Origin of the sequence: Roseibium salinum (assembly GCF_026240905.1) — a bacterium.
Lineage (GTDB): Bacteria > Pseudomonadota > Alphaproteobacteria > Rhizobiales > Stappiaceae > Roseibium > Roseibium salinum.
This window is the reverse complement of the sequence record NZ_JAPEVI010000003.1, coordinates 4,004,322-4,027,500: the sequence shown is the minus strand read 5'-3', so window position 1 is coordinate 4,027,500 and position 23,179 is coordinate 4,004,322. Positions and strand designations below refer to the sequence as shown.

Below are 23,179 nucleotides of genomic sequence, written 5' to 3'. Positions count from 1 at the left end.
GGGAATTCGAACGTGCGGATCGGCGTTTCCAGCGCGTCCCGATATTTGAGCCAGAGAGGCAGAAGACGGTCGGCGGAAATCATGTGGCAAGGCTCCTCGGAGACATTCATTCAGAGAGTTTGCGGGCGGATCCGGGCACCGGCGTTCCGGCCAGGGCCATTCAGGCACGCCTGCGGGTGATGCGGATACCGACGCCCGCCGCTTCGGCGAAAATGTCCGGTTTGGTGACCTTCACCGTGACGCTTTCGGCCAGGGAATTGGACAAGGCGAATTCCGCGACGGCCTCGGCCCAGTCTTCGACCAGGTCGATATGACCGCCTTCCGACGCCTTGTTCCGGATGAACTCGACCGTGTCCGCATAGGACACAAATCTGCCGGTCTCGCGCACGATCCGGCGGTAGCCCGGCACGGTGCGAATTTCAACATCGAAGCAGACCGCCTGGCGCCTGCCCTTTTCGCTGTCCAGAATGCCGATTTCCGCCGCAACCAGCAGCCCCTCGATCAGGATGGCATCAGTGCCGTCTTCGGTCAGGCCGGTCTCCGGCTGGCCGGCCGGGGTGTCGGGGCGTGCGGACATGGGTCTTCCTGTCGTCTGGATTTCCACTCAGACATTCGGGTGTAACCACATCCGGGCCACGGTCAAGCAACGTTCGCGCTCAAACGGGCGTGACCGCACCATTCCCGCGGGTGCCTCAGTCCGACTTTTTGCGCCCCGGCCTGCAAGGTGGTTTGCTTCCCTGACGTCAGCCGTGCCGGGAAACGCTCGCCTGCCATTTGGCGGCGTAGCTTCGAAAGCGCGGATCCGGAATTGAGGCCTCGCCACCGCCTGCCGGAACCCGCACCGGTTTCAGCCCGCCGTCTGCCACCAGCAGGGCAGCTCCGACGCTGGTGCCGGTCACCGAGCCTTCCGAGGCTTCGACTAGGCGGCCGGTCGCGGCCTGCAGCATGTCCAGGTAGAGGCGGTTTTGCGAGAATGGGCCTTCGACGATCACAGGCCCTCGTGCCCCGGTCATGGCGAGGCATTCCCCGGTTGTCAGGGCAAGATAGAACGACAGGGCGGCGTAGCGTTCACCGTCGGAGAGGCTCGCCTCCCCGGCCCTCCACCGGTGCTGCCGGCCCTGGAACGGTCCGGAGCGCGGATCGACCGCCGGAAAGAGCATGATGTCCTTTTCAAGCACGCCGGCGACATCCTCCTGCGAACACTCTCTCCCGTGCCCGTTCAGGACAATCTCGAATTCCCGCCCGCCCATGAACCGGGCCGACGGGACCGGATGGCCGAAGGCGTTGACGTTGATCAGCGTGTCGCGGTCCGGATCGAGGGACGCGGCCTCGCCGCCGATGGAAAGAGCGATGACCCACGTGCCCGTGGAGACGACCGAAAACGGCGACTGCCGCTTCAGGAGATGCGGATAGAGGGAGGCGTTGGAATCATGAATGCCGCAGGAGACCGGAATGCCCGCCGGCAAGCCAGTGCGGGCCGCGATCTCCGGAAGGATTTCGCCGAACCTGTCCGCCGCGCGCATCACCGGCGCCATCTTTCCCGAAAGGCCCAGCCGTTCGACGAGCGAAGAATAGCGGTTGCCGGACGGGCACCACAGATCCGTATGGCAGCCGAGCGACGTCACCTCGTTGGCAAGGACGCCGGTCAGCCGGTAGGTCCAGTATTGCGGATAAGTGACCACCGCCGAAATCCGGTCCAGGAGGCCGGGGTCGGATTTCAGCAGCCAGAAAAGCTGCGCACCCAGATTGAGCCCCATGCCGAGGCGCGGCGAGCCGGTTTCCGAAAAGTCCGGGCGGACGGCGTCATATTCTGCCGCCAGGCTGTCGGGTCCGCCGAATTCGTAGTCGAGCATCGGCGCGGCCAGGCCGCCCCGGCTGTCCAGAAGCACGGCGCTGGCGCCATGGGTCGTGACGGAAATCGCATCGATACCGTGGACCGCGTGCAACTCGCCGAGCGCATCGCAGATAAACCGCCAGTGCCCTTCCAGATCGTAATGGGGATAGGGCGGGGCATCGAGCACCTGGTTGGGGCGCGTCAGGACGCCGATCTCCCGTTGCCGCTCGACATCGACGACGGCGACTTTGGCGTTGGTCTTGCCGATATCGATGACACCGACATGCTTCACCGCGGTCATTGCCGGTCAATCCATGTGAAAGACGGTGTCAAGCGGCACCGCCACGGGCTCGTTGTCCGCCCTGGTGGCCATGAGGTCGGCCATGTGGGCCCACCATTTCCGCATCACCGGATGGGAGGGCAGATCGTCCATCTTGTGCCCCTCTTCACGCCACAGGACGCCAAAGAGGATATTGGTCTCCCGGTCGAGATGGATCGAATAGTCCCTGATGCCGGCCTCTTTCAGAAGCGTCACCAGTTCCGGCCAGATTTCATCATGCCGCCGCCTGTATTCGGCTTCCATGCCGGGATTGAGCATCATCTTAAAGGCATATTTTTCCATTGGCTCACGCCTTCCGTCTTGCCAGAAGCTGCCGGGCGACGCGGGGCAGCGCGATGACCGCGATCAGCAGCAGGCCGATGAAGATCGACATGACGATACCCGGCACGTTGAGCAGGCCGAAACCGAACGTCACCATGCCCATCACGAAGGCGGCGATGACGACGCCCGGAATGGAGCCGGAACCGCCGAGAATACTGACCCCGCCGAGCACGACCATCGTCACCACCTCCAGCTCCCAGCCGAAGGCGATGGACGGGCGCGTGGCGCCCAGGCGCGAGGTCAGGCAGATGGCGGCTACGCCGGACATCACGCCTGTCAGCAGGAACAGCGTGAACTTCACCCGCGCCACCTGAATGCCGGAAAACAGCGCGCCGACCGGATTGTTGCCGATGACAAAAACCGCCCGGCCGAAATTGGTGCGGTGGAGTATGACCGCGAAGAGCACGGCCAGCAGGGCGAACAGGACGAATTCGAAGGAAATCACCCACCACACATAGCCCTGGCCGAAAAAGGCGAAATTGGAAGGATAGCCGGTATAGGCCTTGTCGCCGAGAACGATATAGGAAATGCCGCGGAAGAGGCTCATCGTGCCGATGGTGACGACGATGGACGGCAGGCCGAAGCCGGTGACCAGCAGGCCGTTGAAGGCGCCGCAGGCCAGCCCGACACAAAGGCCGATCAGGACCAGCAAGGGCGTGTCGGCCCCCATCTGGACGGCAAAGCCCATGGCGGTGGACGTGAGCGCGATGATCGAGGCGACGGAGAGATCGATTTCGCCTGAAATGATCAGCAGCGCCATGGCAAAGGCGATCATCGCCTTTTCGGTGAAGTTGAATGTCGCGTCAGACAGGTTCCACGGATCGAGAAAGTAGGGCGACGCGAAGCTGTTGAGGATGAAGACGGCAACAGCGACACACAGCAGGAGCAGTTCCCAGCTGATCAGGAAGCGATGCAACGGCGTTTTCAGCCGGTCGGGAAGCTGGCGTCCGGTTGCCTTCGTATCGGTCGAGGCGAGGCTCATAGCGCATGCTCCGCTTTTTTCAGGATCACCCGGCCCTTGGCCCGGCTCGATGTCGCGTTGAAGGCAACGGCGATGATGATGGCGCTGCCGGAAATCGCCAGCTGCCAGAAGGGCGATATGTTGACGACGGGCAGGGCGTTCTTGACGATGCCGAGGAACAGCGCGCCCAGCAGCGCCCCGCCGACGGACCCGACACCCCCGGCAATCGAGATACCGCCGATGACGCAGGCGGCCACCACCTCCAGCTCGAACCCTGCGGCGATATCGACATAGGCGACCGCATAGCGGGCCACCCAGAGATAGCCGGCCAGGCCCGCAAGCGCCCCGGAGAACACATAGGCAGCGCATTGGGTGAAGCCGACATTGATGCCGGTGTAGACTGCCGCGTGCGGATTGCCGCCGACGGCGTAGAAGGCGCGGCCGAGGGCCGTCCTGCTGACCAGGACCGCAAAGCCGGCAACGACGAGGATGGCGATCCAGGAAAGCACCGGCAGACCCAGGCCGACCTGGCGCGGGAAGGCCTTGAACGTGTCGCTCATCTCATGGGCGTTGATCCACTCGCCGCCGGAAATCACGAAGATGATGCCGCGGTAGATGGTCATCGTGCCGAGCGTCACCACGATCGGCGGGATATCCAGCTTCCAGACCAGCAGTCCGTTTGCAAGACCCATCAGCGCGCCGAGGCCGATTGCGACAACCAGGACGACCGGTATCGGCAGCCCGGGCATGGCCACGTTGAGCATGGCGACCACCATGCCGGTGAGAGCCAGGTTCGCCGCCACCGACAGGTCGATGCAGCGTGTGAGGATCACCGCCATCTGGCCCAGCGCCAGGATGATCAGCGGCGCCGTGTCGTTGAAGACGCGGGCAAGGTTCGACGGGGCGACGAATGCGGGAAACCGGTAGGCGATTGCCGCGGTCAGCAGGAGGATCGCCGCCGCCAGGATCATTTCCCGCGATTTCATCAGGGAGCGGATCATGAGCGCACCTCCGTAATGCCCGCCGCGGCGCGGACAAGATGTTCAGGTGTCAGCTGGTCTCCTTCGAACTCGGCGGCGATCCGCCCCTCGCGCATCACGATGACGCGGTCGGACATGCCGAGGATTTCCGGGATTTCGGATGAGACCATGATGACGGCAAGCCCGCCGGCGGCGAGCTCCGCCATGAATTCGTGCACGGCCGCCTTCGAGCCGATGTCGATCCCCTTGGTCGGCTCGTCCAGAATGATGACCCGCGGCTTGGTGGCAAGCCACTTGGCAATGACGACCTTCTGCTGGTTGCCGCCGGAAAGCTCGCCGATATCCTGGTCGAGCGCGGCGGCGCGCAGGTCGAGGCGCTGCGTATATTCGCGAGCGAGTTTGAATTCCTCGGCAAGGCGCAGGAAACCGCCCCTCGACGTGTCCTTGAGCGACGGCAGCGAGACGTTCTGGAAGATCGGCAATCCCTTGATCGCGCCCTGTCGGCCGCGGTCTTCCGGCACGTAGACGATGCCGTGGCTGATCGCCTCGTTGGGCGTCCTGATGACGGCCACCTGATCGTCGATGCGGATGGCGCCCCTGGATGGTTTCGTAACGCCGAAAAGCGCCTGCATGAATTCGCTGCGTCCGGCGCCGACAAGGCCGTAAAAGCCCAGAATCTCGCCTGCGCGCAGCGTGAAGCCGATGTCCTCGAATTCGGTCGGGTGACAATAGCCGACGACCTTCAGCACTTCCTCGCCGAGCTGCGCTGTGCGCTTCGGGAACACCTGGTCGACGGAGCGGCCGACCATCAGCTTGACCAGTTCCTGCTCGCCGACCTCGGAGATCTTGCCCGCACCGACCATCTCGCCGTCCCGGAACACGGTGTAACGGTCGGCGATGCGAAAGATCTCGTCGAACTTGTGGCTGATGAAGAGGATGGCCTTGCCTTCAGCCTTGAGCCGTTCGACCAGCTCATAGGTTTCCTCGATTTCCTTGTAGGAAAGCGACGCGGTCGGTTCATCCATGATGACGATGCTGGCGTCGATGGAGAGCGCCCGGGCAATGGCCACCAGGTGCTTGTTGGCGATGCCGAGGTCCTTCAGCATCACGTTCGGGTCGATCTTCGCGCCGATCCGCGCAAGCAGCGCCGTCGCTTTGCACACCATTTCCTTGCGGTCGATCAGGCCCAGCCGTGTTCTCGGCGCATGTCCGATGAATATGTTTTCGGCAACGGAAAGGTCGTCGAAGAGAACGGTCTCCTGATGGATGGCGGTAACGCCCGCCTCTCCGGCATCCTGGGCCGTCGGAAAACTGACCGCCCCGCCGTTGATCGAGATCTCCCCCTCGTCCGGCTGGTAGATGCCCGTGAGGATCTTGACCAGCGTCGACTTGCCGGCGCCATTCTCGCCGACCAGCGCCGTGACCTGCCCCGGATAAAGATCGAGCGCCACTTCGCAGAGCGCCTTGACACCGGGAAACGATTTGGAAATGCCCTTCAGGGACAAGACGGGCCGAATGCCCTTGCCGGATTGCGGATGCACGTCTTCAATGCCCTGCGTGTTCGCAAGCATAACCATATCCCGGAGCCTGTTTCTTTGTTCTCGTTCAACCGACCCGGTGCGCGGGGCACCGGGCCGTTCGGCAGTCACTTCGACTGCGGCACCTCCAAGCCGTGAAGCTTAGAAGATGTCCTTGAAATCGTCGATGTTGGAGCTGTCATAGACAAACGGATCCGCCATCGCGCCTTCATTGTTCTCGTCGAGCGTCAGCGTGCCCATGCGGCCCATCGGGATTTCCGCGCCCGGCTTGGCTTCGGCCTCGCCCGTGGCCAGGTTGTAGGCAAGCATGGTTGCGGAATAGCCGAGGTCGATCGGGTTCCAGATCGCGAAGGACTTCGACGCGCCGGACTCGATGTGACCGGCCATTTCGGACGGCAGGCCAAGACCGGTGACATTGATCTGACCGGCCTTTTCGGCGTCGGACACGGCCTGTGCGGCGGCAACGATGCCGACGGAGGTCGGCGCGATGATCGCCTTCAGGTCCGGGTATGTCTGCATGAGGCCCTGGGCTTCACGATAGGACTTGTCGGCAAGATCGTCGCCATAAACCGTGGCAACGACATTGATGCCCGGATAGTTGTCCTTCACCTTGTTCATTTCCTCGATCCAGATGTTCTGGTTCGTGGCCGTTGCCGAGGCGGAGAGCACTGCGACATCGCCGCCCTCCGGCAGGTGATCGGCGGCAAGCTTGATGATCATGTTGCCGATCAGTTCGTTGGACGACGGGTTGAGGTGAAGCTGGCGGCCTTCCGGTGCGACGCCGGAATCCCAGGAAATGACCGTGATACCGCGATCCATGGCCTTCTTGAGGGCCGGTACGACAGCGTCCTGGTCATTCGCGGAAATCGCGATGGCATCCACCTTCTGGGCGATCAGCGCATTGATGACTTCGATCTGGCCTTCGGCGGTGGTGTCGGTCGGGCCGGTGTAGATGATTTCCACATCGCCCAGTTCCTTGGCGGCTTCCTCGGCCCCCTTGGCGGCTGCTTCGAAGAAGCCGATGCCGAGGGCCTTGACGACAAGCGCGATGCGCTTGGTCTCGGCCTGTGCCGGCCCGGCGATGCAGACCGCGGCGACGGCGGTCGCGGCCAGAACTGATTTGAGAAATTTCATTGTCTTCCTCCCAAGATCAACCTGCCTCCTTGTGAAGACAGGAAGTTGATCACTTTCAAATGCCGGACCATCCTGTCTGCACCCGATCGGGCACAGGATGCTCCGGATGACTGCCGGCCCACCCGGGGTTCCGGCAGAATGCCGGCTACCCGCTAGAGGTTGCCCTGGCCTGCGTGGCGCCTACCGGTGCCACGATCAGTTTGATGTCGGCCTGTTCCAGCATGTTGGCCGCGCTGTCCGGGATGCCGTCATCCGTGATGACGGTGGTGATCCGGCTGAGCGGGCACAGGATCAGGCTCGAGCGAGCGCTGAATTTCGACGAGATCCACCAGCACCACCAGCTCATCGGCCTGGCCGATCAGTTTCTGTTCCGCCTGGATCAGCAGCGGGTCCGCCTCCATGAGCCCGAGCGGCCCGAGGCCCTGCGCACCCATGAACATGCGCTGCGCATAGAAATTCCGCGTCACATCGTTGTCGAAGGGACTGAGGATGATATTCTGTTCCCGATAGATCGCGCCACCCGACAGCATGATCGTGTTCTTTGAATTCTTCAGCAGGTGTTCTGCAATCGGAAACGAGTTGGTGAATACCTGCAGGCGCTTGGTCGCCAGCGGATGGACCATCTGGAACGTGGTCGTGCCGCCGTTGATGATAATCGCGTCGCCGTCCTCGCACAGCTCGACGGCCTTTTGCGCGATTGCGCGCTTTTGCGCGATATTGATCGCTTCATTGACGCTGAACGGCCGGCCGGCGAGGCCGACGAATTGCGGCGGATGGATGGATTCCGCGCCGCCGCGCACCCTGCGGAGTTTCTTCTGCACGTGAAGCTGGGCAATGTCCCGGCGGATCGTCGCCTCGGAGACCTCTGTCAACGCCACAAGTTCCTGAACCGTCACGACCGGGCGATCCTGGACTGCGGATAGGATGATCCTGTGGCGTTCTTTCTCGTGCATATTAAGCCTCCCGTTGCTCAAACGTTTCCACCAATACCGGTCATTGTCAATCAAAAAAAATCATAAGCGATCATTTTGCAACGCAATATGACTGATAATGATCGTTTTTGATTGACATTGAATGCCGATCAAGCGAGTTTCTACTCAAAGCGACACGAGCTGTCAGGCATATTCTGGGAGGACATGATGTTGAATTCCGCCGCCGGTTCCCGGCTGAAAAACCTGTGGGACGGCCAAAAGGCGTCAGGCATGAGCGAGCCGGAGCTTCTGCTCTACCGCTCCAACCTCCTCGGCTCGGACAAGCGTATCACGAACTACGGCGGCGGCAACACTTCCGCCAAGGTCATGGAAAACGACCCGCTCACCGGCGAACCGGCCGAAGTCCTCTGGGTCAAGGGCTCCGGCGGCGATGTCGGCACGATCAGAATGGACGGCTTCGCGACGCTTTACATGGACAAGCTGCGCGCGCTGAAGGGCCTTTATCGCGGTGTCGAGTTCGAAGACGAAATGGTCGGCTACCTGCCCCATTGCACCTTCAACCTCAATCCCCGCGCCGCCTCGATCGACACGCCGCTCCACGCCTACGTTCCCAGAAAGCACGTCGACCACATGCACCCGGACGCGATCATCGCGATCGCGGCCGCCGCCGACAGCAAGGCGATCACGCAGGAGGTCTTCGGCAGCGACATCGGCTGGCTGCCGTGGAAACGCCCGGGCTATGAACTCGGCCTGTGGCTGGAAAAGTTCTGCCTGGACAATCCGGACGCGCGCGGCGTCGTTCTGGAAAGCCACGGGCTCTTCACCTGGGCGGACGACGCCAGGACCTGCTACGAGACCACGCTGGAAATCATCAACAAGGCGATTGCCTGGTTCGAGGCAAAGACCGAAGGCAAGGAGGCTTTCGGCGGCGCGAAACACCGTGCCCTCGCGCCGGCCGACCGCCGCGACGCGGCCTCCAAACTGATGCCCGCCATTCGCGGCATGATCAGCAGCAAGCAGCATATGGTCGGCCATTTCGATGACGGCGACGCGGTGCTGGAATTCGTCTGCTCGAACGACATGGAAGCCCTCGCCGCCCTTGGAACGAGCTGTCCGGACCATTTCCTGCGCACCAAGATCCGCCCGCTCGTCGTCGACTTCGATCCGGCAAACCCGGATATCGAGGCGACGCTTGCCGGCCTTGGAGAGGCGGCGGAAGCCTATCGCGACGGGTATGCCGCCTATTACGAGCGCTGCAAACACGCCGACAGCCCGGCGCTGCGCGACCCCAATGCGGTCGTCTATCTGGTTCCCGGCGTCGGCATGATCACCTTCGCCAAGGACAAGGCGACGGCCCGCATCTCCGGTGAATTCTACACCAACGCCATCAACGTGATGCGCGGTGCTTCCAGCGTCTCCACCTATCGCGGCCTGCCCGAGCAGGAGGCGTTCGACATCGAATACTGGCTTCTGGAGGAAGCCAAGCTGCAGCGCATGCCGAAACCCAAGAGCCTTGCGGGCAGGATCGCGCTGGTGACCGGCGGCGCCGGCGGCATCGGCTCGGCGACGGCGGAGCGCTTCCTGCGCGAAGGCGCCTGTGTGGTGCTTGCCGACATCGACGCTTCGGCGCTGTCCGCCACGGCCGAAAACCTGACCTCCCGCTACTCCGGGGACGTGGTGCGCACGGTCCTCATGGACGTGACCAGCGAGGAGGCCGTCGCCGACAGCTTCACCCGCGCGGCACTGGAATTCGGAGGCATCGACATTCTCGTCTCCAACGCGGGCATCGCCTCGTCCGCCCCGATCGACGAAACCACACTGGACCTTTGGAACCGGAACATGTCGATCCTGTCGACCGGGTATTTCCTGGTGTCGCGCTCGGCCTTCCGGATGCTGAGAACGCAGGGGATCGGCGGCTCGATCATCTTCATCGGCTCGAAAAACGGCCTCGCCGCCTCTCCGGGCGCCAGCGCCTACTGCACCGCCAAAGCTTCCGAACTGCATCTGGCCCGCTGCCTGGCGCTCGAAGGGGCGCCGGACGGCATCCGCGTCAACGTGGTCAATCCGGACGCCGTGCTGCGCGGCTCCAAGATCTGGTCCGGCGACTGGCTGAAGGAACGCGCCGAAGCCTATGGCAAGGACACCTCCGAGCTGGAGGAGCACTACCGCCAGCGCTCGCTGCTGAAACGGTCCGTGCTGCCCGAGGACATCGCCGAGGCGACCTATTTCTTCGCTTGCGAAGCCTCCGCGAAGTCGACCGGCAACATCATCAATGTCGATGCCGGCAACGTTCAGGCCTTCACGCGGTAGATGTCGCTAAGAACACGACCTCATCCCGAGGAAGCGCGAAGCGCTGTCTCGAGGGATGGGCGGCACACTCCGGACAAGCGGCCCATCCTTCGAGACGGGCCTGTCGGCCCTCCTCAGGATGAAGCTGTTTTGCGGCAGGAAAGGATTTTCTCATGATGATCGAAACGTCCCTGGTCACCCGGGAAAACGAAACGCGTAGCAATTCCCTGAAGCGCGACTATGAAGCGCTTGGCGAGCGCCTTGACAGGCAGGGCATCGCGATCGACACGATCAAGGGCAAGGTCGCGGCCTACGGCGTTGCCGTTCCCTCCTGGGGCGTGGGAACCGGCGGCACCCGCTTTGCCCGCTTTCCGGGCAAGGGCGAGCCGCGCAACATCTTTGACAAGCTGGAAGACTGCGCGGTCATCCAGCAGCTTACCCGCGCAACGCCCAGCGTGTCGCTGCACATACCCTGGGACAAGGCGGATCCATCCGACCTGAAGGCAAAGGCAGGCGCGCTGGGGCTCGGCTTCGATGCCATGAACTCCAACACCTTCCAGGACCAGGACGGTCAGGCGCTTTCCTACAAGTTCGGCTCCCTGTCGCACACCGATGCGGCCACGCGCCGGCAGGCGATCGAGCACAATCTGGAATGTATCGAACTCGGGCGGGCCATCGGTTCAAGGGCGCTGACGATCTGGGTCGGCGACGGCTCGAACTTTCCGGGCCAGAGCCATTTCACCCGCCAGTTCGAGCACTATCTCGATTCGGCCAGGACGATCTATGCCCAGCTCCCGGACGACTGGCGCCTGTTCACCGAGCACAAGATGTATGAACCGGCTTTTTATTCGACGGTCGTTCAGGACTGGGGCACCAATTACCTGATCGCGAAGGAACTCGGCGACCGGGCCTATTGCCTCGTCGACCTCGGCCACCATGCGCCCAACGTCAATATCGAAATGATCGTTGCCCGGCTGGTCCAGTTCGGCAAACTCGGCGGCTTCCATTTCAACGACAGCAAATATGGCGACGACGATCTCGATACCGGCTCGATCGACCCGTACCGCCTGTTCCTGGTCTTCAACGAACTGGTGGACGCGGAGACGCGCCGGGCCCCCGGCTTCGATCCGGCGCATATGCTTGACCAGTCGCACAATGTCACCGACCCGATCGAAAGCCTGATGGTCTCCGCCATGGAAGTCCAGCGCGCCTATGCCCAGGCGCTGCTGGTCGACCGCAAGGCCCTCGAAGGCTTCCAGCAGGACAATGATGCGCTGATGGCGACGACGACGCTGAAGACGGCGTTCCGCACGGATGTGGAGCCGATCCTCGCCATGGCCCGCCTGGAAAGCGGCGGCGCCATCGACCCGGTCGCGGCCTACCGTGCCTCCGGCTACCGGAACAAGGTCGCCGACATCCGGCCGGAAGTCTCGGGGGCCGGCGGCGGGATCGTCTGAGCGCGGGTTGTTCGCCCGCCCTCCGGAGAAGCGAGGCGAGCCGAGCGCTGATCCGCAGTCCCAAACCATGTTGCACGGCAAGCTCGGTGTCACCCCGGCCCAGCGAAGCGCAGAGCCGGGGCCCACTCGCTGGTCCGCTTGCCGAAGCGGCTAATAAAATTGTAAGCGAGCCTTCTGCTTCAACTCAAATGCTCTGGAAATGAGTAGGCCCCGGGTCTCACTTCGTTCGCCCGGGGAGACCGGAGAGGCTTCGGGACCGCCTGTTGCTATCAGTGAGGCCGACAGCACATCTCGACGCACAGGCGGATACTCAGCACAAACAATGTGTCAGGTCGCGGCAGCCCAGCGCTCACGCGCTCAGCCGCGTTTTCGAGTTGATCACGTCGATCTTCGAAACGGGAACAAGCGCGCCGCGGCTGCCGATGACGTGGCGGGCCAGGGCACAGCCGGCGCGGACGGCTTCCCTGGGACGGGGGCGGTCGAGATATTCGACCAGGAAGGCCGCGTTGAAACTGTCGCCCGCGGCGGTCGTATCGACCACATCGGCAAGCGGTTCGGGCTGGTACTGGAAGCTGTCGCCATCCGCACCGCGCACGACGACCGGGTCCTGACCGTTCTTGACGACGGCGAGCCTCGACCCGTTGCCGAGGTACCGCTCCGCCGTCGCGTGCGCATCCCTGTCGCCGAAATGCTCCGCCTCGTCTTCAAAGGAGGGCAGCACGATGCCGGCGAGGGCCGCCGCCCTCATCGTCCACGTGCGCATCTCTTCACCGCTCGCCCACAGGCGTGGGCGCAGGTTAGGGTCGAAGACGATTTCCGCGCCTTTCGCCGCGGCGCGCCGCAAGGCCTCCAGCAGCCGGAGACGGCCTTCCTCGGCAAGAATCGCAACGGTGATGCCGGAAAAATAGACGATGTCGCCTTGAGCAAGGTCGGGCAGGTCGACGAGATCATCCGCCAGCCTGCGGGCGGCGGACCGGGAGCGCCAGTATTGGAAACTGCGCTCGCCATTGTTCAGGTAGATCATGTACATGCCCGGCGCGGCGTCATCGATGACCTTGACATTCGAGGTGATGCCCGCGTCCTCGATGAAACCGATCAGCTGGCGGGAAATGTCGTCATCGCCGACGGCGCTGAAATAGCCGATTTCCAATTGCTCGGGCGCTGCCAGCCGGCGTGCATACCACGCGGTGTTGAACGTATCGCCGGCAAAGCCGATGGCATAGGTTCCCTCTGGCGTGGGCGAGAACTCCACCATGCACTCGCCAATCGCGAGGAAACGCTTTCCCATCGGTTACTCCTGAAAATGATTGGGATGTTCGTCGCGGATCCGGCCGACAATCGTTTCGATCCGGCTCAGGTGTTTCGTCAATCTGTCTTCCGCCAGTTCATCATCCCCCGCCTGAACCGCCGAAATGATGGCGACATGGTCGTCAAGCGCCGCCTGCGCACCCGACGCCAGTGACAGGAAGCGCACACGGTCCATGTGCGCCTTCTGTTCACGGATCAGCGTCCAGACATATTCATGGCCCGAGATTTCGCAGATCCGGCGATGGAAATCGTCATCCAGCCTATGGAAAAGCTGCCGCTCGTTTGCCGAAACCGCGACCTGCTGTTCCTCCAGGAGCTGTTTCAGATCCTTGAGGTCGTCGTCGGTGATGACCTTGAGCGCCGCCCGCAGGCAGGCAAGCTCCAGGGCGGTGCGGATGAAGCGGGCCCTCAGCACCGCGGCCTCGGAAATCTTGGTGATCACGGTGGCGCGCTGCGGACGGATCGACAGAAAGCCGAGCTGGGACAGACGGTAGAACGCATCCCGCACGGGCTGGCGGGAAACGCCGAACGCCTTGGAGACCTCCACTTCCGAAACCCGCGTACCGGGCGCCAGCTCCAGCGAGAGAATCTGCTGATGCAATTCCTCGAAGACCGTGTCGGCCACCGTCGGGATCTTTATGGGTTCAAGCGCCTTCAAGGCGCTGATCTCTGTCATCAGCTTTCTCTCCGTTGACTCGACTACTCAACTAGCATATCAGTTTACTAGCCGCAACATTGTTGCACCGAATACGTGCGAGGAGCAGGAAATGACACTGGGGATAGCTGACGCGCCGGCAACTGCGAAGGACAGGCTTGATCCCCACCGTCTGTTTCCGGCCGATACGGCCTCGCGCACTCTGGCACTCGAGCTTTACCAGACCGTCAGGGACCTGCCCATCGTCAGCCCGCACGGCCACACCGACCCGCGCTGGTATGCCGAAAACGAAGCTTTCCCCGACCCGGCCCAGCTTTTCATCGTTCCGGACCACTATGTGTTCCGCATGCTGTGCTCCCAGGGCATCGACCTTGCGGACCTTGGCGTACCGCGTGCCGACGGAGGCTGGACCGAGACGGACAGCCGCAAGATCTGGCGCACCTTCGCCGAGAATTTCCACCTGTTCCGGGCAACGCCTTCGCGCATGTGGCTGGAACACTCCCTTCAGGAAACCTTCGGCTGGACCAAAAGGATTTCCGCACAAACCGCGGACGAGGCCTACGACCACATAGCCGATTGCCTAACCCGTCCCGAGTTCCGGCCGCGCGCCCTCTTTGAACGCTTCAACATCGAAGTCATCGCCACGACCGAATCGCCGCTGGATGACCTGAAATGGCACCGCCGCATCCAGGAAAGCGGCTGGAGCGGCCGCGTCGTCACCGCCTACCGGCCGGACGCCGTTTTGGATCCGGAATTCGAGGGCTTTGAGGCCAATGTCCTGGAGTTCGGCGAGCTGACCGGCGAGACCACCACAACCTGGCAGGGCTACCTCAACGCCCACCGGAACCGCCGCGCCTATTTCAAGTCCTTCGGCGCGACTTCATCCGATCATGGCCACGCAACGGCGCGCACGGAAAATCTCTCCGCCGCCAGGGCGGAGGCACTTTTCCAGAAGGCTCTGAAAGGAGTCTGCACGCCGGAAGAAGCCGATGCCTTCCGCGGTCACATGCTGACCGAAATGGCGCGCATGAGCCTGGAGGATGATCTTGTCCTGCAGATCCACCCGGGCAGCTACCGCAATCATTCCGACCCGATCAGGAACGCCTTCGGCCGCGACAAGGGCTTCGATATTCCCACGCAGACGAACTATGTCGATGCGCTGAAGCCGTTGCTGGACGCGGTCGGCCTTGAGAAGAAGCTCTCCGTCATTCTGTTCACGCTGGACGAAACCGCCTATTCCAGGGAGCTGGCGCCGCTTGCGGGCGTCTACCCGGTCCTGAAGCTGGGGCCGGCCTGGTGGTTCTACGACAGCCCCGAAGGCATGCGCCGCTTCCGCGAACTGACGACGGAAACGGCCGGCTTCTACAACACTGTCGGCTTTAACGACGACACCCGCGCCTTTTGTTCGATCCCGGCCCGTCACGACGTGGCCCGCCGGGTCGACTGTGCTTACCTCGCATCTCTCGTGACCTCCGGAAGGTTGGACGAGGACGAGGCATACGAGGTCGCTCACGACCTCACTTACCGGCTTGTCAAGCAGGCCTACAGGCTCTAACGAGCATTTCCTGGGAGGAAACCATGAACGTATTGAAGTCCTTAGCGGCAACCCTGTTGGCCACAGCGGCCTTCACGACTGCCTCGATCGCTTGCGAAGTGACGCTCAAGTCCTCTGACACGCATCCGGACGGTTATCCGACGGTTGAAGCTGTCAAGCAGATGGGCAAGCTTCTCGAAGAGCGCACCGATGGCCGGATCTGCGTGGAAGTCTTTCATTCCGCTCAGCTCGGCGAAGAAAAGGACACCATCGAACAGACCAAGTTCGGCGTCATCGACCTGAACCGCGTCTCCATGGGCCCGTTCAACAACCTGGTTGAAGAAACCAAGGTTGTGTCGCTGCCCTATATCTTCAAAGGCGTCGACCACATGCACCGCGTGATGGACGGCCCGGTCGGCGATGACATCCTGGCGGCATTCGAGCCGCATGGCTATGTCGGCCTGGCCTTCTATGACGGCGGCTCGCGCAGCTTCTACAACAGCGTCAAGCCGATCAAGTCGATTGACGATCTTGAAGGCATGAAGGTTCGCGTCATGCAGTCCGACATCTTCGTCGACATGATGTCAGCCCTTGGCGCCAACGCAACCCCGATGCCCTATGGCGAAGTCTACTCGTCCATCCAGACGGGCGTCATCGACGGTGCCGAAAACAACTGGCCGTCCTTCGAGTCCTCCGGGCACTACGAAGTCGCCGGCTACTACACGCTCGACGAACACCTGATCGTCCCGGAAGTCCTGGTCATGTCGAAAGCCAGCTGGGACAAGCTTTCTCCGGAAGACCAGGAAGCCGTCCGTCAGGCAGCCAAGGATTCTGTTCCGTTCATGCGCGAACAGTGGCAGGCTCGCGAAAAAGCCTCCGAGGAAAAAGTCCGCGCGGCCGGTGTCGAAATCATCACCGAAATCGACAAGGAGCCGTTCATGGCAGCCATGGACAGCGTCTACGAAAAGCACGTCACGTCCGACAACCTGAAGGACCTGGTCGCCCGCATCCGCGCGACTGACTGATCACCAACTGCCTGCGGCCGCACCCGGCCGCAGGCATGTCCCGGGACTTCGACGTGCAAACTCACATGATACTTGTAGCGCAAGCGATGCGCATCCTCTCGACGGCCGCCCTGTGGCTGGCCGGCAGCGGCCTCATTCTCATGACCGTGTTCATCTCGGGACAGGTCTTCATGCGCTACGTCATGAACGACAGCCTGGTCTGGAGCGAACCCGCCTCGGTCATCCTGATGGGCTGGTTCATTTTCCTGGGCGCCGCCGTCGGCATCCGGGAAGGCTATCATCTCAGCTTCGATGTCCTGCTCCATTTCCTGCCGCAAGGCGCGAAACTGGTGCTGTTCAGCATCTCCGACGCCGTGGTCGCCTTTTTCGGCGCCGGCATGGCCTGGTACGGCTCGAAGCTTGCCCTTTCCGCCTGGGACGTGATCCTGCCTTCCCTCGGGATCTCCGGCGCAGTCGACTTCCTGCCGCTGGTCGGCGGCGGCTGCCTGATCTTCATTTTTTCAATAGAACGCCTTGTCCGCCGCGCGGCCGGTCTGCCGACCGTGCGCTTTGGCGACGACACGGTGGAAGAGGTTTGACATGGAACCCTTGATCCTCTTCGGCACCTTCACGGTCCTGCTGCTGATCGGCACACCCGTGGCCTTCTGCCTTGGCGTCGCCTCGCTGGCAACCGTGCTCTACATGGGACTGCCGCCCGTCGTCGTTTTTCAGCGGCTGAATTCCGGCGTCTCGGTGTTCGCCCTGATGGCCATCCCCTTCTTCATCTTCGCCGGTGAACTGATGGTGCGGGGTGACATCGCCCGAAGGCTGGTCGCCCTTGCGGGGGCGGTCGTCGGCCATATGCGTGGCGGCCTCGGCCAGGTGAACATTGCCGCTTCCGTGCTGTTCGGCGGCATTTCCGGCTCCGCCGCCGCGGATGCCACCGCCATCGGCGGCCTGATGATCCCGCAGATGAAGGAAAAGGGCTATTCGGTCGAATATGGCGTCAACGTCACCGTGATGTCCTCCATCATCGCGCTGATGCTGCCGCCGTCCCACAACATGATCATCTATTCGATCTCCGCGGGCGGACGGCTGTCCATTGCCGATCTCTTCACGGCCGGCATCATTCCGGGCTTCCTTCTGGCCATCGCCCTGATGATCACCGCGTGGGTCGTCGCCAGGCGGGCCGGCTATCCGACGGAAGCCTTTCCCGGCATGGCCGCCCTCGGCGCCATGTTCATCAATGCGGTGCCGGGCCTGCTTCTGATCGGCATCATCTTCGGCGGCGTCCGTTCCGGCATCTTCACGGCTTCCGAAAGCTCCTGCATCGCCGCGGTCTATGCGCTGGTGGTGACCACGCTCGCCTATCGCACCATGCATTGGCCGGAATTCGTGGGCGCCACCAAGGCAGCCGTCCGCACCACCGCGATGGTGCTGCTCGTGATCGGATCAGCGGCCGCCTTCGGCTGGCTGCTCGCGTTCCTGCGCATTCCCGCCGAGCTGGTGAACTTCATGAAGAACATCTCCCAGAACCCGCTGGTCATCCTTCTGATGATCAACATACTGCTGCTGTTTCTGGGAACCTTCATGGACATGTCGCCGCTGATCGTCATCACCACACCGATCTTCCTGCCCGTGGCGACGGCCTTCGGCGTCGACCCGGTGCATTTCGGCGTCATCCTGGTTCTCAACCTAGGCATCGGATTGTGCACGCCGCCGGTGGGCACCGTGCTGTTCGTCGGCTGCGCCGTCGGGCGGATATCGGTCTGGGATGCCGTCAAGACCATCTGGCCGTTCTACGGCGCCGCCGTCGCCACGCTGCTGCTGGTGACCTACATTCCGGCGCTGTCGCTCTGGCTCCCCTCTCTGTTCCACTAGGGTTGACGTGATGTTTGTGAAATCTTACCCCGAAGTCGCGGCGGACGAAGGCGTTCGCCGGCAGGTGCTGTCTGAAAATGCGGACTTGATGGTGGTCGCCTTCCGCTTCCAGGAAGGAGCCGAAGGCAAGCTCCACAACCACCCGCATGTTCAGTCGACCTATGTGCAAAGCGGCAGGTTCCGCTTCACCATCGGCGAGGAGGCATTCGAGGTCGGGCCCGGCGACAGTTTCGTCATTCCCTCCAGGGCGACGCATGGCTGCGTCTGCCTGGAGCCCGGCACCCTGATCGACACATTCACGCCCCGCCGTGACGATTTTCTCTGATCGGACCACCCATCTACCCAAGGACATTTGCCATGACCAATGTTGAGACCCGCTACGCCATCGACCCGGAAACCGCCAGGAAACTGGACACGCAAGGCCTACGCGACCATTTCCACGCGTCGGGCCTGTTCGTCGAGGGTGAGATCAATCTGGTCTACACCCACTACGACCGCCTGATCCTGGGCGGCGCCGTTCCCGGCTCCGGCGAACTGGTGCTCGACCACGTCAAGGAAGCCGGAACGCCCTCCCTGCTGGACCGGCGCGAGCTCGGCGTCCTCAACATCGGCGACACCGGAACGGTGACGGTCGCAGGGAAATCTCACGAGATCGCGCGCGGTGACGTGCTCTATGTCGGCATGGGCTCAGGCCCGGTGACATTCTCCGGCCCGGGCCGCTTCTACGTACTGTCCGCTCCGGCGCACCGCACCTGCCCGACGAAGCTGATCAGGGCGCAAGATGCCCGCCGGGTCGAGCTCGGGTCCGCCGAAACCTCCAACGAGCGCGTCATCCTGCAGTTCCTGCATCCGGAAGTCGCCGAAAGCTGCCAGCTGCTGATGGGTTACACCCAGTTCGCGCAAGGCTCCGTCTGGAACACCATGCCGGCCCACCTGCATGACCGACGCATGGAAGCCTATCTCTATTTCGAGCTGGGGCCCGATCAGCGCGTTTTCCATATCATGGGCAAGCCGGAAGAAACCCGCCACCTGGTCATGGCCAACGAGGATGCCGTCATCTCTCCGCCCTGGTCCATTCACTGCGGCGCGGGCACCGGTGCCTACACGTTCTGCTGGGCGATGGCCGGCGACAATGTCGACTTCACCGACATGGACATGGTTGCCATGGAGGACCTGCGGTGAATTCCTTCTCCCTTCAAGGCAAGCGCGCGCTGGTGACCGGAGCCAATACCGGCATCGGCCAGGCGATCGCCGTCGCCATGGGCGCGGCCGGTGCGGAAGTTCTCTGCGCCGCCCGCCGCGACTGCGATGAAACGCTTTCCCGGATCTCCAGCGGCCGCCATGTGCCTCTGGATTTCTCCGACCCCATGGCCGCCGTGCCGCTTTTCGAGAGCGAACGGATCGACATTCTCGTCAACAATGCCGGCATCATCCGCCGGGCGGACTCCGTCGACTTCGCCGAGGCCGACTGGGACGAGGTGATGGACGTCAACCTGAAGGCGGTGTTTTTCACCTGCCAGGCCTTCGGCAAGGCGGCCCTTGCGGCGGGCAGGACGGGCGCGATCGTCAACATCGCCTCGCTGCTCTCCTTCCAGGGCGGCATCCGTGTCCCCTCCTACACCGCGTCCAAACACGGCGTTGCCGGCATCACCAAGCTGCTGGCGAATGAATGGGCGGCCAAGGGCATCAACGTCAATGCCATTGCGCCCGGCTATATCGCCACCAACAACACCGAAGCCCTGCGCAACGACCCGGACCGCAGCCGCCAGATCCTGGAGCGGATCCCGGCGGGCCGCTGGGGCGAGGCGAGCGACATCGGCGAGGCGGCGGTCTTCCTGGCCTCGCCGGCAGCCAAATACATTCATGGAGCTGTCCTCAATGTGGATGGAGGCTGGCTTGCCCGCTGACCTTGCCCGCGTTGCGCGGAATAAGGGCCCTGCGCCCAGGGCCGGGATCGTCCATCTGGGTCTCGGCGCGTTTTTCCGCGCGCATGGCGCGGTCTATATCGAAGACGCAACGGAAAAATCGGGCGGCGACTGGGGCATCATCGGCGTCAGCCTGCAGAGCCCCACCATGCGCGACCAGCTCGCCCCCCAGGACTTCGTCTATACGGCGCAGGAACTCGGCCCTGACGGGGCGAAGCTGCGCCAGGTCGAGATCGTCCGCGATGTGCTGGTTGCCCGCGAGGATCCGGAAACCGTGCTGGCGGCCATGGCGGACCCCGCCATCCGGATCGTCACCCTGACAGTGACGGAAAAGGGCTATTGCCATGATCCGGCATCCGGCAGGCTCAACCGGCAGCACCCGGACATTCAGCACGACCTTGCAAGTGCCCTGCCGCTTTCCGCGCCGGGCTATCTGGCAAGGGCCCTGCAGCGGCGCAAGGCCGCCGGCCTTCCGCCCTTCACCGTCCTGACCTGCGACAACCTTCCCGACAACGGCCGGCTGGTGAAAGGCATCGTCCTGGAGCTTGCCCGCGACATCGACCCGGCACTGGCGGACTGGATCGAAGCGGAAGGCCGCTTCCCGGCAACCATGGTCGACCGGATCGTGCCGGCGACCAAGCCCGAAGATATCGAGGCGCTTGCGGACAAGACCGGGCGCTTCGACGCCGCGCCGGTGATGTGCGAGCCCTTCAGCCAGTGGGTCGTCGAAGACGATTTCGTTCCCGCCTATGGCAAGGACGCCCGGCCCGACTTTGCCGCGGTCGGCGTGGAGCTCGTCGACAACGTCACCGCCTATGAGCACATGAAGCTCAGGATGCTCAACGGCACGCATTCCTCGCTTGCCTATCTCGGCTATCTGGCCGGACACGAGACCATTGCCGAGACGGTCGCCGATCCGGTCTTTGCCGCCTATGTGAAGCGTCTGTGGCGACAGGAGATCATCCCCTCCTTCACCGCGCCTCCCGGGGTCGATATCGCCGGCTATGCCGATGCCCTGTTCGGCCGGTATTCGAACCCCGGCATCCGCCACCGCACCTGGCAGATCGCCATGGACGGCAGCCAGAAACTGCCGCAGCGCATCCTGGGCACCTTGCGGGACAACCTTGCCCACGGCACGCCCTCGCCCGGGCTGATCACCGCGGTGGCCGCCTGGATGATCTATGTCGGCGGAACCGACCTGAACGGCCGGCCGATCGACGTGCGCGACCCGCTGGCCGCCCGGCTGAAATCCCTTTCGGACGCGGCGGAAGGAGATGCCGACACGGTTGCGGCACTCCTTGGGGTGACCGAGATTTTCGACGCCGGTCTTGCAGGCGCCCTCAAGCCTGACCTCACCACGGCCTATACGAGACTGAAATCCGATGGCGTTCATCGCACACTTGAGGCCCTGACATGATCGAGGGCTGGCGCTGGTATGGCGGTTTCGACCGCATTTCCCTTTCCGAAATCTCACAGACCGGGGCGGCGGGCATCGTCACGGCGCTGCACGAGATCCCCTATGGCAGGATCTGGCCGCGCGAAGCGATCGCCGAGCGCCGGGCGCAGATCGAGGCCGAGGGCTTCACATGGACGGTTGTCGAAAGCCTGCCGATCCATGAGGCGATCAAGCGCGGCGAAGGCGACCTGACGGAGCTGTTTGCCAATTACCGGCAATCCATGGCCAATCTTGCCGCCGAAGGCGTCAAGGTGATCTGCTACAATTTCATGCCGCTCCTGGACTGGACCCGGACCGACCTGACCGCGCCGGTCCGGCGCGGCGGTACGTGCCTGCGTTTCTCGATCGAAAAGATGGCGGCGTTCGAGCTCTTCATGATCAAGCGCCCCGGGGCGGAGCAGGACTATACGGCCGAAAACATCGCGGCCGCCAAGACCTGGTACGACAGCGCCGGACCGGCGGACCTGGAGATCCTCGTCAACGCGATCATGGCCGGCCTGCCGGGCGCCTACGAGCGCTACGACGTCGAAGGCCTTCGCAAGGCCCTGGCGCCCTATCAGGACCTCGACAGGGCCGCCCTGCTGCAGAACTTCAAGCGGTTTCTGGACGAGGTCGTCCCCACCGCCGAAGACCTCGGCATCCGCCTCGGAGTGCATCCGGACGACCCGCCGCGCGACCTTCTGGGCCTGCCGCGCATCGTCTCGAATGCGCAGGACATCGACTGGATCCTCACCGCGCATGAAAGCCCCGCCAACGGCCTGACCCTGTGCGCCGGTTCCCTCGGCGCCAATCCGGCCAACGACGTCCCGGCAATCGCCCGGCGGTTCGCGGACAAGATTCACTTTGCCCATCTCAGGAACGTCGCCAAGGATCCGGACGGCTCCTTCGAGGAAGCCGCGCACCTGGGCGGCGACACCGACATGCCGGCGCTGATCGAAGCGCTGCTGCGCGAGGAAAGCCGCCGCAGGGCCGAGGACAGGGCGGACTGCGAGATCGTCTTCCGGCCGGACCATGGCCACGAACTTCTCGACGACGCCAAGCGCGGTGCGCATCCCGGATATCCGCTCCTGGGCCGCATGCGCGGCCTTGCGGAAATCCGCGGCGTCATCGCCGGGCTCCGTCACGCGGCGGCTTAGCGGTTCCGCGAGGAAAACCCAGACGTATCAACGCGTCCACTACAACACAGCCCTAATCCTGAGGAAGCGCAAAGCGCTGTCTCGAAGGATGAACCGCTTGCTCCGAATATGCCGCCCATACTTCGAGACGGGCCTTCAGCCCTCCTCAGCATGAGGTGGTGGGCAGGCGAGCCGGTCCGGAGTTCGTGTTCTACAACAAAGACCTCCCCGGGAGCCGCCACAGCGGCGTCCCGAGGGATAGGCCGCTTGCTCCGGGTAATACCGCCCATGCTTCGAGACGGGCCTTCAGCCCTCCTCAGCATGAGATGGTGGGGAGGTGTGTCGACCCAGGGGCGCTTCCTGCAACAAAGACCTCATCCTGAGGAGCCGCCTCAGCGGCGTCTCGAAGGATGGGCCGCTTGCTCCGGGCGTCTTCTCACTTAACGTCGTCACCCGGGCGAACGACAGTGAGACCCGGGGTGACCGTTTGCGGCTGTGGCACCGCCCGTGCATCG

Annotated in this window: 21 protein-coding genes and 1 pseudogene (1 of these 22 running past the window's edge); 11 read left to right on the top strand and 11 right to left on the bottom strand. The window is 63.2% G+C overall.

All coding sequences use genetic code 11. From position 1 onward, the window contains the following. The 9 genes and pseudogenes from ON753_RS23295 to ON753_RS23255 form a co-directional block, all read right to left on the bottom strand. Positions 1-83: the 5' end (the start) of a dihydropteroate synthase gene (locus ON753_RS23295; protein WP_265966019.1), read on the bottom strand. Its footprint begins 802 nt before the window's first position; 83 of the gene's 885 nt are visible here — the first part of the coding sequence; the start codon lies at positions 81-83; the stop codon falls past the left edge of the window. 77 nt (positions 84-160) lie between these two features. Continuing rightward, positions 161-577 carry a dihydroneopterin aldolase gene (locus ON753_RS23290; protein WP_265966017.1) on the bottom strand — a complete coding sequence of 139 codons (417 nt, stop codon included), beginning with the start codon at positions 575-577 and terminating at the stop codon, positions 161-163. A 166-nt stretch (positions 578-743) separates the two neighbouring features. Next, a complete protein-coding gene (locus ON753_RS23285; protein WP_265966016.1) occupies positions 744-2,135 on the bottom strand; it encodes an FGGY-family carbohydrate kinase in 1,392 nt (463 codons plus the stop codon). 6 nt (positions 2,136-2,141) lie between these two features. Beyond that, entirely contained in the window at positions 2,142-2,456 is a 315-nt protein-coding gene (gene rhaM, locus ON753_RS23280) for an L-rhamnose mutarotase (protein WP_265966014.1), read from the bottom strand. 4 nt (positions 2,457-2,460) lie between these two features. Next, on the bottom strand, positions 2,461-3,477 hold the full coding sequence (locus ON753_RS23275) for an ABC transporter permease (RefSeq protein ID WP_265966011.1): 1,017 nt from the start codon (positions 3,475-3,477) through the stop codon (positions 2,461-2,463). After that, positions 3,474-4,457: an ABC transporter permease gene (locus ON753_RS23270; protein WP_265966009.1), complete on the bottom strand. Its 984-nt coding sequence runs from the start codon at positions 4,455-4,457 to the stop codon at positions 3,474-3,476. Before ON753_RS23270 ends, ON753_RS23275 begins: the two co-directional genes overlap by 4 nt. Next, entirely contained in the window at positions 4,454-6,013 is a 1,560-nt protein-coding gene (locus tag ON753_RS23265) for a sugar ABC transporter ATP-binding protein (RefSeq protein WP_377047200.1), read from the bottom strand. Before ON753_RS23265 ends, ON753_RS23270 begins: the two co-directional genes overlap by 4 nt. A gap of 102 nt (positions 6,014-6,115) precedes the next feature. Next, complete coding sequence (gene rhaS, locus ON753_RS23260; RefSeq protein WP_265966006.1) at positions 6,116-7,108, bottom strand: rhamnose ABC transporter substrate-binding protein; 993 nt, start codon at positions 7,106-7,108, stop codon at positions 6,116-6,118. Between the two features lie 145 nt (positions 7,109-7,253). Continuing rightward, positions 7,254-8,061 (bottom strand): annotated as a pseudogene (locus ON753_RS23255) (DeoR/GlpR family DNA-binding transcription regulator). A 186-nt stretch (positions 8,062-8,247) separates the two neighbouring features. Between ON753_RS23255 and ON753_RS23250 the strand changes: the two are divergent. Both ON753_RS23250 and rhaI read left to right on the top strand, forming a co-directional pair. Further along, a complete protein-coding gene (locus tag ON753_RS23250) occupies positions 8,248-10,350 on the top strand; it encodes a bifunctional rhamnulose-1-phosphate aldolase/short-chain dehydrogenase (RefSeq protein ID WP_265966003.1) in 2,103 nt (700 codons plus the stop codon). A 152-nt stretch (positions 10,351-10,502) separates the two neighbouring features. Next, a complete protein-coding gene (rhaI, locus tag ON753_RS23245) occupies positions 10,503-11,786 on the top strand; it encodes an L-rhamnose catabolism isomerase (RefSeq protein ID WP_265966001.1) in 1,284 nt (427 codons plus the stop codon). A 349-nt stretch (positions 11,787-12,135) separates the two neighbouring features. Here rhaI and ON753_RS23240 read toward each other — a convergent pair whose 3' ends face one another. After that, positions 12,136-13,074 carry a sugar kinase gene (locus tag ON753_RS23240; RefSeq protein ID WP_265966000.1) on the bottom strand — a complete coding sequence of 313 codons (939 nt, stop codon included), beginning with the start codon at positions 13,072-13,074 and terminating at the stop codon, positions 12,136-12,138. A gap of 3 nt (positions 13,075-13,077) precedes the next feature. Continuing rightward, positions 13,078-13,770, bottom strand: coding sequence for a GntR family transcriptional regulator (locus ON753_RS23235; protein ID WP_265965998.1), 693 nt, complete (start codon positions 13,768-13,770; stop codon positions 13,078-13,080). 91 nt (positions 13,771-13,861) lie between these two features. Between ON753_RS23235 and uxaC the strand changes: the two genes are divergently transcribed. The 9 genes from uxaC to uxuA are packed head-to-tail and all read left to right on the top strand — an operon-like array spanning position 13,862 to position 22,685. Then, complete coding sequence (uxaC, locus tag ON753_RS23230; protein WP_265965997.1) at positions 13,862-15,304, top strand: glucuronate isomerase; 1,443 nt, start codon at positions 13,862-13,864, stop codon at positions 15,302-15,304. Positions 15,305-15,327: 23 nt separating this feature from the next. After that, on the top strand, positions 15,328-16,308 hold the full coding sequence (locus tag ON753_RS23225; protein ID WP_265965995.1) for a TRAP transporter substrate-binding protein: 981 nt from the start codon (positions 15,328-15,330) through the stop codon (positions 16,306-16,308). Between the two features lie 53 nt (positions 16,309-16,361). Further along, positions 16,362-16,886 carry a TRAP transporter small permease gene (locus ON753_RS23220; protein ID WP_377047198.1) on the top strand — a complete coding sequence of 175 codons (525 nt, stop codon included), beginning with the start codon at positions 16,362-16,364 and terminating at the stop codon, positions 16,884-16,886. A 1-nt stretch (position 16,887) separates the two neighbouring features. Then, positions 16,888-18,168: a TRAP transporter large permease gene (locus tag ON753_RS23215; protein ID WP_265965991.1), complete on the top strand. Its 1,281-nt coding sequence runs from the start codon at positions 16,888-16,890 to the stop codon at positions 18,166-18,168. A gap of 7 nt (positions 18,169-18,175) precedes the next feature. After that, positions 18,176-18,493: a cupin domain-containing protein gene (locus ON753_RS23210; RefSeq protein ID WP_265965989.1), complete on the top strand. Its 318-nt coding sequence runs from the start codon at positions 18,176-18,178 to the stop codon at positions 18,491-18,493. Between the two features lie 32 nt (positions 18,494-18,525). Continuing rightward, positions 18,526-19,350: a 5-dehydro-4-deoxy-D-glucuronate isomerase gene (gene kduI, locus ON753_RS23205; RefSeq protein WP_265965987.1), complete on the top strand. Its 825-nt coding sequence runs from the start codon at positions 18,526-18,528 to the stop codon at positions 19,348-19,350. Then, a complete protein-coding gene (kduD, locus tag ON753_RS23200; protein ID WP_265965985.1) occupies positions 19,347-20,075 on the top strand; it encodes a 2-dehydro-3-deoxy-D-gluconate 5-dehydrogenase KduD in 729 nt (242 codons plus the stop codon). Before kduI ends, kduD begins: the two co-directional genes overlap by 4 nt. Then, the gene (locus tag ON753_RS23195) at positions 20,053-21,510 is read left to right on the top strand and encodes a mannitol dehydrogenase family protein (RefSeq protein ID WP_377047201.1); all 1,458 of its coding nucleotides are present in this window, start codon (positions 20,053-20,055) and stop codon (positions 21,508-21,510) included. The genes kduD and ON753_RS23195 overlap by 23 nt, the downstream gene beginning before the upstream one ends. Further along, positions 21,507-22,685 (top strand): mannonate dehydratase, encoded by a 1,179-nt coding sequence (gene uxuA, locus ON753_RS23190; RefSeq protein WP_265965979.1) that lies wholly within the window; start codon positions 21,507-21,509, stop codon positions 22,683-22,685. The genes ON753_RS23195 and uxuA overlap by 4 nt, the downstream gene beginning before the upstream one ends. Positions 22,686-23,179: the final 494 nt, after the last annotated feature.

Coding starts and splice junctions, on each gene's coding strand:
- ON753_RS23290 (WP_265966017.1), bottom strand. CDS start 577: ATGTCCGCACGCCCCGACACCCCGGCCGGCCAGCCGGAGACCGGCCTG.
- ON753_RS23285 (WP_265966016.1), bottom strand. CDS start 2,135: ATGACCGCGGTGAAGCATGTCGGTGTCATCGATATCGGCAAGACCAAC.
- rhaM (WP_265966014.1), bottom strand. CDS start 2,456: ATGGAAAAATATGCCTTTAAGATGATGCTCAATCCCGGCATGGAAGCC.
- ON753_RS23275 (WP_265966011.1), bottom strand. CDS start 3,477: ATGAGCCTCGCCTCGACCGATACGAAGGCAACCGGACGCCAGCTTCCC.
- ON753_RS23270 (WP_265966009.1), bottom strand. CDS start 4,457: ATGATCCGCTCCCTGATGAAATCGCGGGAAATGATCCTGGCGGCGGCG.
- ON753_RS23265 (WP_377047200.1), bottom strand. CDS start 6,013: ATGGTTATGCTTGCGAACACGCAGGGCATTGAAGACGTGCATCCGCAA.
- rhaS (WP_265966006.1), bottom strand. CDS start 7,108: ATGAAATTTCTCAAATCAGTTCTGGCCGCGACCGCCGTCGCCGCGGTC.
- ON753_RS23250 (WP_265966003.1), top strand. CDS start 8,248: ATGTTGAATTCCGCCGCCGGTTCCCGGCTGAAAAACCTGTGGGACGGC.
- rhaI (WP_265966001.1), top strand. CDS start 10,503: ATGATGATCGAAACGTCCCTGGTCACCCGGGAAAACGAAACGCGTAGC.
- ON753_RS23240 (WP_265966000.1), bottom strand. CDS start 13,074: ATGGGAAAGCGTTTCCTCGCGATTGGCGAGTGCATGGTGGAGTTCTCG.
- ON753_RS23235 (WP_265965998.1), bottom strand. CDS start 13,770: ATGACAGAGATCAGCGCCTTGAAGGCGCTTGAACCCATAAAGATCCCG.
- uxaC (WP_265965997.1), top strand. CDS start 13,862: ATGACACTGGGGATAGCTGACGCGCCGGCAACTGCGAAGGACAGGCTT.
- ON753_RS23225 (WP_265965995.1), top strand. CDS start 15,328: ATGAACGTATTGAAGTCCTTAGCGGCAACCCTGTTGGCCACAGCGGCC.
- ON753_RS23215 (WP_265965991.1), top strand. CDS start 16,888: ATGGAACCCTTGATCCTCTTCGGCACCTTCACGGTCCTGCTGCTGATC.
- kduI (WP_265965987.1), top strand. CDS start 18,526: ATGACCAATGTTGAGACCCGCTACGCCATCGACCCGGAAACCGCCAGG.
- ON753_RS23195 (WP_377047201.1), top strand. CDS start 20,053: ATGGAGGCTGGCTTGCCCGCTGACCTTGCCCGCGTTGCGCGGAATAAG.
- uxuA (WP_265965979.1), top strand. CDS start 21,507: ATGATCGAGGGCTGGCGCTGGTATGGCGGTTTCGACCGCATTTCCCTT.